General features: G+C 54.4%; 11 protein-coding genes and 2 tRNA genes. 4 read left to right on the top strand and 9 right to left on the bottom strand.

What is annotated here, in order from left to right; genetic code table 11:
- Window positions 1-24: 24 nt before the first annotated feature.
- The 5 genes from miaA to nnr are packed head-to-tail and all read right to left on the bottom strand — an operon-like array spanning window position 25 to window position 6,161.
- On the bottom strand, window positions 25-975 hold the full coding sequence (gene miaA, locus FTE26_RS01450) for a tRNA (adenosine(37)-N6)-dimethylallyltransferase MiaA (protein ID WP_001280345.1): 951 nt from the start codon (window positions 973-975) through the stop codon (window positions 25-27).
- A complete protein-coding gene (mutL, locus tag FTE26_RS01445; protein WP_001122507.1) occupies window positions 968-2,815 on the bottom strand; it encodes a DNA mismatch repair endonuclease MutL in 1,848 nt (615 codons plus the stop codon). The genes miaA and mutL overlap by 8 nt, the downstream gene beginning before the upstream one ends.
- A gap of 9 nt (window positions 2,816-2,824) precedes the next feature.
- Complete coding sequence (amiB, locus tag FTE26_RS01440; protein ID WP_000990319.1) at window positions 2,825-4,162, bottom strand: N-acetylmuramoyl-L-alanine amidase AmiB; 1,338 nt, start codon at window positions 4,160-4,162, stop codon at window positions 2,825-2,827.
- 18 nt (window positions 4,163-4,180) lie between these two features.
- On the bottom strand, window positions 4,181-4,642 hold the full coding sequence (tsaE, locus tag FTE26_RS01435) for a tRNA (adenosine(37)-N6)-threonylcarbamoyltransferase complex ATPase subunit type 1 TsaE (protein ID WP_000981977.1): 462 nt from the start codon (window positions 4,640-4,642) through the stop codon (window positions 4,181-4,183).
- The gene (gene nnr / locus FTE26_RS01430; RefSeq protein ID WP_272457394.1) at window positions 4,614-6,161 is read right to left on the bottom strand and encodes a bifunctional ADP-dependent NAD(P)H-hydrate dehydratase/NAD(P)H-hydrate epimerase; all 1,548 of its coding nucleotides are present in this window, start codon (window positions 6,159-6,161) and stop codon (window positions 4,614-4,616) included. The genes tsaE and nnr overlap by 29 nt, the downstream gene beginning before the upstream one ends.
- Here nnr and queG point away from each other — a divergent pair.
- Window positions 6,160-7,299: a tRNA epoxyqueuosine(34) reductase QueG gene (gene queG / locus FTE26_RS01425; protein WP_001294219.1), complete on the top strand. Its 1,140-nt coding sequence runs from the start codon at window positions 6,160-6,162 to the stop codon at window positions 7,297-7,299. The genes nnr and queG overlap by 2 nt on opposite strands.
- Here queG and FTE26_RS01420 read toward each other — a convergent pair.
- The 4 genes from FTE26_RS01420 to orn form a co-directional block, all read right to left on the bottom strand.
- Window positions 7,282-7,335 carry a hypothetical protein gene (locus tag FTE26_RS01420; protein WP_010723271.1) on the bottom strand — a complete coding sequence of 18 codons (54 nt, stop codon included), beginning with the start codon at window positions 7,333-7,335 and terminating at the stop codon, window positions 7,282-7,284. The genes queG and FTE26_RS01420 overlap by 18 nt on opposite strands.
- 233 nt (window positions 7,336-7,568) lie before the next feature.
- Window positions 7,569-7,644: transfer RNA gene (locus FTE26_RS01415), tRNA-Gly, on the bottom strand.
- Between the two features lie 35 nt (window positions 7,645-7,679).
- Window positions 7,680-7,755, bottom strand: a tRNA-Gly gene (locus FTE26_RS01410).
- A gap of 210 nt (window positions 7,756-7,965) precedes the next feature.
- On the bottom strand, window positions 7,966-8,511 hold the full coding sequence (orn, locus tag FTE26_RS01405) for an oligoribonuclease (RefSeq protein WP_001295188.1): 546 nt from the start codon (window positions 8,509-8,511) through the stop codon (window positions 7,966-7,968).
- Between the two features lie 94 nt (window positions 8,512-8,605).
- Here orn and rsgA point away from each other — a divergent pair, with 94 nt between their 5' ends.
- The 3 genes from rsgA (at window position 8,606) to mscM (ending at window position 14,068) form a co-directional block, all read left to right on the top strand.
- Window positions 8,606-9,658 carry a small ribosomal subunit biogenesis GTPase RsgA gene (gene rsgA / locus FTE26_RS01400; RefSeq protein ID WP_000041970.1) on the top strand — a complete coding sequence of 351 codons (1,053 nt, stop codon included), beginning with the start codon at window positions 8,606-8,608 and terminating at the stop codon, window positions 9,656-9,658.
- Between the two features lie 96 nt (window positions 9,659-9,754).
- A complete protein-coding gene (asd, locus tag FTE26_RS01395; protein ID WP_000934920.1) occupies window positions 9,755-10,723 on the top strand; it encodes an archaetidylserine decarboxylase in 969 nt (322 codons plus the stop codon).
- Window positions 10,724-10,744: 21 nt separating this feature from the next.
- Window positions 10,745-14,068, top strand: coding sequence for a miniconductance mechanosensitive channel MscM (mscM, locus tag FTE26_RS01390; RefSeq protein ID WP_001236804.1), 3,324 nt, complete (start codon window positions 10,745-10,747; stop codon window positions 14,066-14,068).
- Window positions 14,069-14,134: the final 66 nt, after the last annotated feature.

Raw genomic sequence — 14,134 nt, 5'->3', positions numbered from 1 at the left:
ACGATACGTCTCAATTGTACACATTCAGCCTGCGATAGCACCAACAACCTGTAATACTTCGTCACGCGCCTGTTCTGGTTTTTCACTGTCAAGCCAGTGAACCCCTTCCCAACCACGCAGCCAGGTTATCTGCCGCTTCGCCAACTGTCTCGTGGCGCAAACACCTCGATAAACCATTTCATCGTATGAGATTTCGCCTTCAAGGTAAGACCACATCTGGCGATAACCCACGCAACGAATGGAAGGCAAGTCCGTATGCAAATCTCCTCGGGCAAAAAGCGCCCGGACTTCTGCTTCAAAACCTGAAGCCAACATCTGATGAAAACGCTGCTCAATGCGTTGATGGAGCAGTTCACGGCTCGCCGGGGCGATGGCGAACTGATGCACCTGATACGGTAGAGCGTCTCCTGACGTTTGCGTCAGTTCCGTTAAAGTTTTACCCGAAATGAAAAAAACTTCCAGTGCCCGGGAAAGCCTTTGTGGATCATTTGGATGAATCCTTGCTGCCGCAACCGGATCTACCTCCTGAAGTTGACGATGCAATGACTCCCAACCTTGCTCTGCCGCCTGTTGCTCAATTCTGGCCCGCACTTCCGGGTCTGCCGACGGTAGCGGCGACAACCCTTCCAGCAATGCCTTGAAATACAACATCGTACCGCCCACTAACAGTGGGATCCGCCCCGCCGCGGTGATATCGGCCATTTCCGCCAGCGCATCGCGGCGAAAATCAGCAGCCGAGTAAGCCTGCGACGGATCGCGAATATCCAGCAATCGGTGCGGCGCGGCGAGTAACTCTTCAGCGTTCGGCTTCGCCGTCCCGATATCCATCCCTTTGTAAATAAGGGCAGAATCAACGCTTATCAACTCTACTGGTAAAATTTTACGCAGCTCAATGGCTAACGCCGTTTTACCGGAGGCCGTCGGCCCCATCAAAAAAATCGCCTTAGGCAGGCTCGCCTTACTGATATCACTCATCTTTCAGGGCTTTTATCGCCGGATGTAAATCAACAGATTGTAACAGACCACCCGGCGGCGTTTTCACAAGTTGCGGACATAACCGTTCCACGTCCGCCAGCAGGGTTATGGCCTGTGCCATTGACCACTGCGCATGTTCGCTCATCAGATTTCGTGCAATCCACTGCGCAATATTGCCAGGTTCGAATACGGACTGCTTCGCCAGGTAGCCTATCAGTTCAGGAATCAAGATTTGTAAATTTTGTTGGCGTAAGGGTAAAGGCACGGCCCTGATGGTCACATGCTGTGCATCTGACTGGAAATCAATACCCAATTCCGCCAGGGCAGACTGCGCTTTTTCTAATGCCGATTTTTCTTCGGCAGAAACTTTTAGCCGCAACGGAATCAGCAGCGGCTGGGCGCAAACGGGCGCTTCACCCGGCGTCAATTGTGCCTGACGTAGCCAACGTTCTGCCACTGGCAAGGATAAAAGTGAAATGTTGCCATCGCGCTCCAGCAACGCACAGTCGGAATGGACGATAGTCAGTACCCGACCAAAACTCTGACTGTTCGCCGCAAGTGCAGGTTCCTGCGGTTCCGGCGCTTTTGGTTTTTGCATCGGCGCGGGCGTTTGCAAAAGCTGGCGATACACTTCACCTTGCTGTTTCTGGTAGCCTGGCTGCGCATTCGGCCAGGGGGCAGCCGGACGACTGCCTGATGCTGGCGCAGGAGTGTAGCGCGGAGCTACCGGCTCACGAGCTGCCGGTTCTGCAAAGTGATTGCGCCCCGCCGCCACGCGGTTTTCCGGAATGGAACGCGGTGCAGGTTGGGGTTCATCGTCCAGCGGTAGCGGCGTTTCCAGTTGCTGTTGTAGCACGCTCAGCACGCCCTGATAGATAAAATCATGCACCAGACGCGACTGATGGAAACGCACTTCGTGTTTGGCGGGGTGCACGTTGACGTCCACCTGATGCGGATCGATCTCCAGATACAGCACAAATGCCGGTTGCTGATCGGCCCCCAGTTTGTCTTCGCAGGCCTGGCGGATCGCGTGATTGATCAGGCGATCGCGCATCATGCGACCGTTCACGTAGCAATACTGAATTTCTGCCAGTGCGGGCGTGGTGTGATTTGGATCGGCCACCCAGCCGCGTAGCGTGAGATCGCCGTGTTGCCATTCAATCGCCAGCGCTTGTTCAAGAAAAGCGGTGCCGCAAATCGCGCCTAAGCGCCGTTCTTTTTGCCCGCCTTCCGGCACTGCGCGGTACTGACGCACAATTTTACCGTTATGCGACAGGTTGATCGTGACGTCGAAACGCGCCAGCGCAATGCGGCGGATGATCTCATCAATGTGGTTAAATTCGGTTTTCTCGGTGCGCAGGAATTTGCGCCGCGCCGGGGTGTTGTAGAACAGATCCAGCACCTCCAGCGTCGTCCCCACAGGATGCGCCGCCGGTTTTACCGTCACGTTCATATCGCGCCCTTCGGCATAGGCCTGCCAGGCTTCCTGCTGTTCTGCGGTGCGTGAAGTGAGCGTCAGGCGGGAAACCGAACTGATACTCGCCAGCGCCTCACCGCGAAAGCCCAGGCTGATAATGGCTTCGAGATCGTCCAGAGAGGCGATTTTACTGGTGGCATGACGAGCCAGCGCCAGCGCCAGCTCATCTTTTTTGATACCGCAGCCGTTATCACGAATGCGGATAAGTTTCGCCCCACCGCGTTCGATATCAATATCGATACGCGTCGCACCTGCATCGAGGCTGTTTTCCACCAGTTCTTTGACTACCGACGCAGGTCGCTCGACCACCTCACCTGCGGCAATCTGGTTCGCCAGTTGTGGCGGTAAGACCTGAATTGGCATCAATCGTCCTTAGTTTGGCAGCGTGCGATCTGGCGTCGTCACCGTACTGGCAGTTTGTGCCGTTGCCCCCTGCGGCGCAGATTGCATCGGATGCGCAAGGAAATAATTGCGCAGGCCTTTGCAAATGGCTTCTGCCAGCTGTTGTTGGTAATCGTCGCTCGCCAGCAAACGTTCTTCGCTGTTGTTGCTGATAAAACCGGTTTCGACCAGTACTGACGGGATATCCGGCGAACGCAGAACGCCGAGACTCGCGTGTTCTGGTCGGCGTTTATGTATTTCGCCAATGCGTTGCAACTGACTGATCATACTGGTCGCTACATCATACCCTACCCGTTGGGAATGACCGAACTGTAAATCCAGCACCGCCTGGCTTAAATAGGGGTCAGACTGACTGTTCGCCAGCACATCACCCGCCCCACCCAGCAGCTCCGACTGTTTCTCGTGCTGCTCCAGCCAGCTGGCCATTTCGCTGTTGGCGCGACGGTTAGAGAGCACCCATACGGAAGCGCCAGTCGCACTGCGGTTCGGTGCGGCATCAGCGTGAATCGACACGAGGAAATTGGCGTTTTGCTTACGTGCCACATCACTGCGCCCCATCACCGAGATAAAGTAATCCCCGTCACGGGTTAAAACGCCCTTAAACATCGGATCGTCATTGAGCAAAGTACGCAATTTACGCGCGATGGCGATGGTGACATTTTTCTCCCGCGTACCACCGGGGCCGATAGCGCCAGGGTCCTGACCGCCGTGTCCGGCATCAATAGCGATGATAATTTTATCGCCAGTGTTAGCCGTCGCGCGCGCTGCCGGACGCGTTACCGTATTACTGCTGATAACACCCGTAGTGCGGTTACTTTCCGTTTTAAACGGATTGCGCGCCGGTTCGCTGACGCGCGGTGCGACAACCGCAGGCGTTTCAACGCGTTTCGCAACCACGGGCGGCGGAGGAGGAGGTGGCGGCGCATCGGCGTTAATCGTAAAGACGACAGTGTAATTGCTGCCATTCTGCCGCTTCACCGCTTCGGTTTTACCGTTTTCGGTAAGATCGACCACCAGCCGTAGCGTTTGTGCATCTTTAGGCGTTCCAGAGCGAATCGCCTTCACCAGATTATTGCCGCTGAACAACAACGGCAGTCCCTGAATCACGCCCGTTTGTTTGATATCGAGCGCCACGGTGCGTTTGCTTTGATGGCTAAACGCATAATCAGGATCGCCAATAAAACTCAACGTTATCCGCGCCTGTTGATTACCGTTAGAAACCTGAATATCAGAGAGCGTCGCGGCACCCACCGGCGTGCACAGCAGCAGCAGCGTCGCTACCAACCAATTTCTGATGCGATACATCATCCCGCCACCTTTCAAAGGTTAACCGGCTAAACGCGCCAGCAACAATTCACCCGCAGAGGAAACCGCACTCACGCGCGCCTCACGGCCTTGTGCCTGATAATCAATGTGTATTTCGACATCCGGGTCAGGAAGAACACCAGTACCTTGTTGTGGCCACTCCACCAGGCAGATGGCATCGTTGGCAAAATAATCGCGAATCCCCATAAACTCCAGCTCCTCGGGATCGGCAAGGCGGTACAAATCAAAGTGATAAACCATTAAATTGTCGAGCGTATAGGGTTCGACCAGCGTATAAGTGGGGCTTTTGACATTACCCTGATGACCCAGAGCTTGTAAAAAGCCCCGGCTAAAGGTGGTTTTACCTGCGCCTAAATCGCCATACAGATAGATTACGGTTGCGCCATCGCAGGCTTTCGCTACCCGCTCGCCCAGGTCTAATGTTGCCTGCTCATCAGGGAGCGGAATTACTCGATTCATCATGGTTTTTATCAGTCACTTCCGGGTTAACAATACGCTGTAGCGTGGAAAAGAGATCGGTTGCCAGCATCCCGCGCGTTCCAAAACGCGCCGCCAGTACGTCAGCTGCAGCACCGTGCGCGACACAGCCCGCACAGGCGGCATCATACGGCGACAGTTTTTGCCCAAGCAATGCGCCAATAATACCAGAGAGCACATCGCCCATGCCGCCGCTCGCCATGCCTGCATTTCCGGCATCAATAATGCCTAAAGCGTCAGGATGGGCGGCGACCACGGTTCCGGCACCTTTCAGCACCGCTACGCCGCCATAACGTTGTACCAGACGTTTGGCGCAATGTAAGCGGTCACTTTCAATTTCAGCGACGGAACAGCCTAACAACCGTGCGGCCTCGCCAGGATGCGGCGTGATCACGCGATTGTGACGCTTATCGGGATTGATTGCCAGCAGGTTCAATGCATCGGCATCCCACAACATCGGTTTGCGAAAATTCTCAACTTTTTGCAGTGCTTTTTTCCCCCACTCTTGCTGGCCCAGACCGGGACCAATCACCACCACATCGGCCCATTCCAGGCTTTCGGTAAGAGAGTCCATCGTCAGTTCATGCACCATCAATTCCGGTCGTGCAGTCAGCAGCGGCGCAATGTTTTCACTGCGGGTCAGTACTCGGACTAAACCAGCACCAACACGTAGCGCCGCTTCCCCCGTCATACGAATAGCCCCCGCCGTGCCGTGATCGCCACCGATAATTACCAGCCGCCCGTGATCGCCTTTATGCGAAGTCGGGCGACGCGGTTTTAGCCAGTGAGAAAGTTGTTCTGCCGAAAACCGCTGAATTTTCGTCTCCTGACCTGCCAGCCAACTATCCAGCCCCAGTGAGTCAAAATGCAGTTGTCCGGTAACATCCCGCGCTTTTCCAGTGAGCAAGCCTGGTTTCAGCGCAATAAAAGTGATGGTGTGATCGGCGTTGATCACTGCGCCTGGCGTAGCGCCGGTTTCAGCCAGCAGGCCGGAAGGGATATCAACCGCCGCAATCGGCGCAGGATGGGAATTAGCGTGGTCGATTAACTGGCTAATGGATTCGCGGGGCGCTTGCTGCAAGCCGGTACCGAGCAGCGCATCAACAATCAGATCTACCGATTCGGGCCAGACAATATTCGAAGCATGGATCTCGCCTCCCGCGTTTAACCATGCTTCGCGTGCCAGCGCGGCCTCTTCCGGCAACGGTTTGTCGCTCTCCTGGGCCAGCAGCGTGACCTCAATGCCGACCGCTGTGGCCAGCCGCGCGACCACGTAGCCATCGCCGCCGTTATTACCATGACCGCACAGCACCAGCCAATGGCGGGCGTCAGGATACGCCGAACGACACACCTGGAATGCGGCTTCGCCAGCGCGAAGCATCAGCTCATAGAGTGTAAGCCCCAGCGCATCTGCCGCCTCACGTTCTCCGCGGCGGATATCGTCGGCGTGCCAGACGGTGTGTGGTATACTTACGGGGTTTTTCTTCATTGTATGGTCCGTCATGTCAGAGCCCCTCGATCTCAATCAGTTAGCGCAAAAAATTAAACAGTGGGGGCTGGAACTGGGCTTTCAGCAGGTAGGTATTACCGATACCGATCTCAGCGAGTCCGAGCCCAAACTGCAAGCATGGCTGGACAAACAATACCACGGCGAAATGGACTGGATGGCACGTCACGGTATGCTGCGCGCTCGCCCCCATGAATTATTGCCCGGTACGCTGCGCGTGATCAGCGTGCGGATGAATTACCTTCCTGCTAACGCCGCATTTGCCAGCACGCTGAAAAACCCCAAACTCGGCTATGTTAGCCGTTATGCGCTGGGCCGTGACTATCACAAACTTCTGCGCAACCGACTCAAAAAGCTGGGCGAGATGATTCAGCAACATTGTGTTTCGCTGAATTTTAGACCGTTTGTCGATTCTGCGCCTATTCTCGAGCGCCCGTTAGCTGAAAAAGCTGGGCTCGGCTGGACAGGTAAGCACTCACTTATCCTCAATCGCGAGGCCGGTTCTTTCTTCTTTTTAGGCGAATTGCTGGTCGATATTCCGCTGCCCGTGGATCAACCAGTCGAGGAAGGATGCGGTAAATGCGTGGCCTGTATGACGATTTGCCCGACCGGTGCCATCGTCGAGCCATATACCGTCGATGCTCGCCGCTGTATCTCTTATCTCACCATCGAACTTGAAGGGGCGATCCCGGAAGAGTTGCGACCGTTAATGGGAAACCGTATTTACGGTTGCGATGACTGCCAGCTTATCTGCCCGTGGAATCGCTATTCACAACTCACCACAGAAGAGGATTTCAGCCCGCGTAAGCCGCTACACGCACCGGAACTCATTGAGTTATTCGCCTGGAGCGAAGAGAAGTTTTTAAAAGTCACGGAAGGATCGGCGATTCGTCGTATTGGTCACCTGCGTTGGCTGCGTAATATCGCCGTAGCATTAGGCAATGCCCCTTGGGATGAAACGATTTTGACAGCGCTGGAAAGTCGTAAAGGTGAGCACCCACTTCTCGATGAGCACATAGCGTGGGCGATTGCGCAGCAAATAGAGAGACGAAATGCGTGCATAGTCGAAGTGCAATTGCCGAAAAAACAGCGTCTGGTTCGGGTGATTGAAAAAGGGTTACCGCGTGACGCCTGATTCATCCACAGCTTGTGAATAAAAATAAAAACGCATTGCAATTCAAGACGAATAAAATCGTCAAGTGATCGACTCGACAAAACGGAATCTTAATTTTTAACTTATCTATCAATAGGTTAAAAAAATACTATTCATCGTGCGAAGTTTCTTTGAAATTAAGATTACAGCCTGAGGCTGTGGATAACTCTGTTTACAAGAGTTTGTCAGAGACAACGAAAACCAGCAATAACGCATCGCATCGCTGTGGATATTTTATTGAGAGAAGAATTTGGAGCGGGAAACGAGACTCGAACTCGCGACCCCGACCTTGGCAAGGTCGTGCTCTACCAACTGAGCTATTCCCGCTTGGGTGGTCTGTGCCTTACAGCACTTTCAAATTTTGGAGCGGGAAACGAGACTCGAACTCGCGACCCCGACCTTGGCAAGGTCGTGCTCTACCAACTGAGCTATTCCCGCGTACTACTTAATTTTGCTTTCGTAATTTTCGCATTTCTGCGTCGTTACGGGAGGCGCATTATACGAGAAATCTTTCCCTCTGCAACCCCCCAAAAAAGTTTTTTTTGCGTTTTTATCTCAAGTGCTGAAATTATCAGCAAGACGTTCAATTTAGCGTCAAAATCACGCCGCCGCAAGTGGATTCCGGCGCTTACGTGACCAGGAAAAATTTTACAGCTTGATAAAATGCTCGCGGTAGTAAGCCAGCTCCGCCACCGATTCACGGATATCATCCATCGCCTGATGCGTCCCCTGCTTGGTAAAACCATCCAGAATTTCCGGCTTCCAGCGGCGCGCCAGCTCTTTCAGGGTGCTGACATCGAGATAACGGTAGTGGAAGTAGGCTTCCAGCTCCGGCATGTATTTAAACAGGAAACGACGGTCCTGACCGATGCTGTTACCGCAAATCGGCGATTTTCCCGCAGGCACCCACTGTTTTAAAAATTCGAGCGTTGCCAGTTCAGCTTCCCGATCGCCCATCGTGCTCGCTTTCACGCGCTCTACCAGCCCGCTGGCGGTATGGGTGCGCACGTTCCAGTCATCCATCAGCGCCAGCTGTTCATCAGACTGGTGTACTGCAATGGTCGGCCCTTCTGCCAGAATATTCAGGTTGGCATCGGTCACCAGCGTGGCAATCTCAATAATGCGATCGCGCTCGGGATCCAGACCGGTCATCTCAAGATCGATCCAAATCAGGTTGTTTTCATTGGCACTCATGCTATTTTCCACCCATTCACAGTGACTATATTGATCCACAATTGCGTGTATCATAGATGTTTTGCCCATCAGGGGCGACCAGGAGTCTGTACGATTGAGTAAAAATAAACTCTCCAAAGGCCAGCAGCGCCGCGTGAACGCCAATCACCAGCGTCGTCTTAAAACGTCTAAGGAGAAGCCCGACTACGACGACAATCTGTTTGGCGAGCCTGATGAAGGTATCGTCATCAGCCGCTTTGGTATGCACGCTGATGTGGAATCCGCCGATGGCGACGTTCACCGCTGCAATATTCGCCGTACCATCCGTTCGCTGGTAACCGGCGACCGCGTAGTCTGGCGTCCGGGTAAACCGGCGGCGGAAGGCGTAAATGTCAAAGGGATCGTGGAAGCGGTGCATGAGCGCACCTCAGTGTTGACGCGTCCGGATTTCTACGACGGCGTGAAACCTATTGCCGCCAACATCGACCAGATTGTCATTGTCTCCGCCATTTTGCCGGAGCTGTCGCTCAATATTATCGACCGTTACCTGGTGGCCTGCGAAACCTTGCAGATTGAGCCGATTATTGTGCTCAATAAGATAGACCTGCTGGACGACGAAGGCATGGCGTTCGTCAACGAGCAGATGGATATCTACCGCAACATTGGTTATCGCGTATTGATGGTTTCCAGCCATACTCAGGATGGGCTAAAACCGCTGGAAGAGGCGTTGACCGGGCGCATCAGCATTTTTGCCGGCCAGTCTGGCGTCGGCAAATCCAGCCTGCTGAACGCGTTGCTGGGGCTGCAAAAAGAGATCCTGACCAACGATGTCTCTGACAACTCGGGTCTCGGTCAGCACACCACGACCGCCGCACGACTGTATCACTTCCCGCACGGCGGTGATGTGATTGATTCCCCTGGTGTGCGTGAGTTCGGCCTCTGGCACCTGGAGCCGGAACAAATCACTCAGGGCTTTGTCGAATTCCATGACTATTTAGGTCTGTGTAAATATCGCGATTGCAAACACGATACCGATCCGGGCTGCGCTATCCGGGAAGCGGTTGAGGAAGGAAAAATCGCGGAAACCCGTTTCGAAAACTATCACCGTATTCTGGAAAGCATGGCGCAGGTAAAAACGCGTAAAAACTTTTCTGATACGGATGACTGACAATTAAGCTAACCGTCGTTAGAATCGTCCCCTTTTTTTCAGGATCCGGCATGTAGGCCGGATCAGGAACGACAAAACAATGGCCTGGAGGCTACCTTGTTAAATTCATTTAAACTTTCGCTACAGTACATTCTGCCGAAACTATGGCTTACTCGCCTGGCGGGTTGGGGCGCAAGCAAGCGGGCAGGATGGCTGACAAAACTGGTTATCGATCTGTTCGTTAAATACTACAAGGTCGACATGAAAGAGGCGCAAAAGCCGGACACCGCCAGCTACCGCACCTTTAACGAATTCTTTGTCCGTCCGCTGCGTGACGAAGTACGCCCAATCGATACCGATCCGAATGTCCTGGTCATGCCTGCCGATGGCGTTATCAGCCAGTTGGGTAAAATCGAAGAAGATAAAATCCTGCAAGCCAAAGGCCACAACTACAGCCTCGAAGCCTTGCTGGCAGGCAACTATCTGATGGCGGACCTGTTCCGCAACGGTACGTTTGTGACCACTTACCTCTCCCCGCGTGACTACCACCGCGTACACATGCCGTGCAACGGTATTCTGCGTGAGATGATCTACGTACCGGGCGATCTCTTCTCCGTTAACCATCTCACGGCTCAGAACGTGCCGAATCTGTTTGCCCGTAACGAACGCGTGATTTGCCTTTTCGATACCGAATTTGGCCCAATGGCGCAGATTCTGGTCGGAGCGACGATTGTTGGCAGCATTGAGACGGTCTGGGCGGGCACCATTACGCCGCCGCGCGAAGGTATCATCAAGCGCTGGACCTGGCCTGCCGGGGAAAACGACGGTTCTGTGGCACTGCTGAAAGGCCAGGAAATGGGTCGCTTTAAACTCGGTTCCACCGTTATCAACCTGTTTGCACCGGGTAAAGTGAATCTGGTTGAGCAACTGGAAAGCCTGTCTGTCACGAAAATTGGCCAGCCGCTGGCAGTATCTACCGAAACCTTTGTTACGCCAGACGCTGAACCGGCCCCGCTTCCTGCTGAAGAGATCGAAGCAGAACACGACGCCAGCCCATTGGTTGACGATAAAAAAGACCAGGTCTAATCCATCAAAGGAAACGCTGACGTGCGCCTGATTATCACTTTTCTGATGGCCTGGTGCCTCAGTTGGGGGGCGTACGCCGCGACGGCCCCCGATAGCAAACAAATCTCACAAGAACTGGAGCAGGCAAAAGCGGCGAAACCCGCGCAGCCGGAAGTCGTAGAGGCGCTCCAGTCCGCCTTAAATGCGCTTGAGGAACGAAAAGGTTCCCTTGAGCGCATCAAGCAATATCAAGAAGTCATTGATAATTACCCGAAACTTTCCGCTACTCTGCGCGCACAATTAAACAACATGCGTGACGAACCGCGCAGCGTGTCGCCGGGGATGTCTACCGACGCGCTGAATCAGGAAATTCTCCAGGTCAGCAGCCAGTTGCTGGATAAAAGCCGTCAGGCCCAGCAAGAGCAGGAGCGCGCCCGCGAGATTGCCGATTCGCTGAATCAACTGCCGCAACAGCAAACCGACGCCCGCCGTCAGTTAAATGAGATCGAGCGCCGCCTGGGAACGCTTACTGGCAATACCCCGCTCAATCAGGCACAAAATTTCGCGTTGCAGTCTGACTCCGCACGCCTGAAAGCGCTCGTTGATGAACTGGAACTGGCGCAGCTGTCTGCCAATAACCGTCAGGAATTAGCGCGCTTACGCTCAGAGCTGGCGGAAAAAGAGAGCCAGCAACTGGATGCGTATTTGCAGGCCTTACGTAATCAGTTGAACAGCCAACGTCAGCTTGAGGCGGAGCGGGCGCTGGAAAGTACCGAATTGCTGGCAGAAAACAGCGCCGATTTGCCGAAAGACATCGTCGCGCAATTCAAAATTAACCGCGAACTATCGGCGGCACTGAATCAACAGGCGCAGCGGATGGATCTCGTTGCCTCGCAACAGCGCCAGGCCACCAGCCAGACGTTACAGGTTCGGCAGGCGCTGAATACGCTGCGTGAACAGTCGCAATGGCTGGGATCGTCCAACCTGCTCGGCGAAGCGTTGCGGGCGCAGGTGGCACGGCTGCCGGAAATGCCGAAACCACAACAGCTTGATACCGAAATGGCGCAGTTGCGTGTGCAACGGTTACGTTATGAGGATCTGCTTAATAAACAGCCGCTGCTACGGCAAATTCATCAGGCCGACGGTCAGCCGCTGACCGCCGAGCAAAACCGTATTCTGGAAGCACAACTACGCACTCAGCGTGAGTTGCTGAACTCATTGTTGCAGGGTGGCGACACGCTACTATTGGAACTGACCAAGCTGAAAGTCTCCAACGGGCAACTGGAGGATGCGCTGAAAGAGGTGAACGAAGCAACGCACCGCTATCTGTTCTGGACCTCTGACGTGCGCCCGATGACCATCGCCTGGCCGCTGGAAATCGCCCAGGATCTGCGTCGTCTCATTTCGCTGGACACCTTCAGTCAGTTGGGCAAAGCCAGTGTGATGATGCTGACCAGCAAAGAGACAATTTTGCCGCTGTTTGGCGCGTTGATTCTGGTCGGTTGCAGTATTTACTCGCGCCGCTATTTCACCCGTTTTCTTGAACGTTCGGCGGCGAAAGTCGGCAAAGTGACTCAGGATCACTTCTGGCTGACGTTGCGCACTCTTTTCTGGTCGATTCTCGTCGCGTCACCGCTGCCGGTGCTGTGGATGACGCTGGGTTACGGCTTGCGCGAGGCGTGGCCTTATCCGCTGGCGGTCGCGATTGGCGATGGCGTAACGGCCACCGTGCCGCTGCTGTGGGTAGTGATGATTTGCGCCACCTTTGCCCGCCCGAACGGCTTGTTTATCGCTCATTTTGGCTGGCCGCGCGAACGTGTTTCCCGTGGGATGCGCTACTACCTGATGAGCATCGGGCTTATTGTGCCGCTGATTATGGCGCTGATGATGTTCGATAACCTCGACGACCGTGAATTCTCCGGTTCGCTGGGACGGCTTTGCTTTATCCTCATTTGCGGTGCGCTGGCGGTGGTCACCCTCAGCCTGAAAAAGGCCGGGATCCCGCTGTACCTCAACAAAGAGGGCAGCGGCGACAACATTACCAACCATATGCTGTGGAACATGATGATTGGCGCACCACTGGTTGCCATTCTGGCGTCAGCGGTGGGTTATCTGGCAACGGCGCAGGCACTGTTAGCGAGGCTTGAAACCTCGGTTGCCATCTGGTTCCTGCTACTGGTGGTTTATCACGTTATCCGCCGCTGGATGCTGATCCAGCGTCGCAGGCTGGCGTTTGACCGGGCGAAGCATCGCCGGGCAGAGATGTTAGCGCAACGCGCGCGTGGCGAAGAGGAAGCGCATCATCACAGTAGCCCGGAAGGGGCAATTGAAGTCGATGAAAGCGAAGTCGATCTCGATGCCATCAGTGCGCAATCCTTGCGGCTGGTGCGCTCAATTTTGATGTTGATCGCCCTGCTTTCGGTCATTGTGCTGTGGTCAGAAATCCATTCCGCTTTCGGCTTCCTCGAAAATATTTCGCTGTGGGATGTCACCTCCACGGTACAGGGCGTAGAAAGTCTGGAGCCAATTACCCTCGGTGCGGTGCTGATTGCCATTCTGGTGTTTATCATCACCACGCAGCTGGTGCGCAACCTGCCCGCGCTGCTGGAACTGGCGATTTTGCAGCACCTGGATTTAACGCCGGGTACGGGCTACGCCATCACCACCATCACCAAATATCTGCTGATGCTGATTGGCGGGCTGGTCGGCTTCTCGATGATTGGTATTGAGTGGTCGAAATTGCAGTGGCTGGTTGCCGCGCTCGGTGTTGGTCTCGGTTTTGGTTTGCAGGAGATTTTCGCCAACTTTATCTCTGGCCTGATTATCCTGTTCGAAAAACCGATTCGCATTGGCGATACGGTAACGATCCGCGATCTTACCGGTAGCGTGACGAAAATTAACACCCGCGCCACCACCATCAGCGACTGGGACCGTAAAGAGATAATCGTGCCGAACAAGGCGTTTATTACCGAGCAGTTTATCAACTGGTCGCTCTCTGACTCGGTCACGCGCGTGGTGTTGACGATACCGGCCCCTGCCGATGCCAATAGCGAAGAAGTGACGGAAATCCTGCTCACCGCAGCGCGTCGCTGCTCGCTGGTGATCGACAACCCGGCACCGGAAGTCTTCCTGGTGGATCTGCAACAGGGGATTCAGATTTTCGAGCTGCGTATTTACGCCGCTGAGATGGGTCACCGTATGCCGCTACGCCATGAGATCCACCAGCTGATTCTGGCAGGCTTCCACGCCCACGGTATCGATATGCCATTCCCGCCCTTCCAGATGCGTCTGGAAAGCCTCAACGGTAAGCAAACGGGGAGAACATTAACTTCTGCGGGCAAAGGTCGTCAGGCGGGAAGTTTGTAATGCATGAAGCTGCCAAATGATGTCAACGTGGCTCATTTAGCAGCTTAACATCATCTTCAGTTATCA

The sequence above is a fragment of the Escherichia sp. S10b genome, assembly GCF_028421345.1.
Classification (GTDB): Bacteria; Pseudomonadota; Gammaproteobacteria; order Enterobacterales; family Enterobacteriaceae; genus ECMA0423.
Note: the sequence above shows the minus strand (reverse complement) of the source record. Positions and strands in the feature narration are given on the sequence as shown.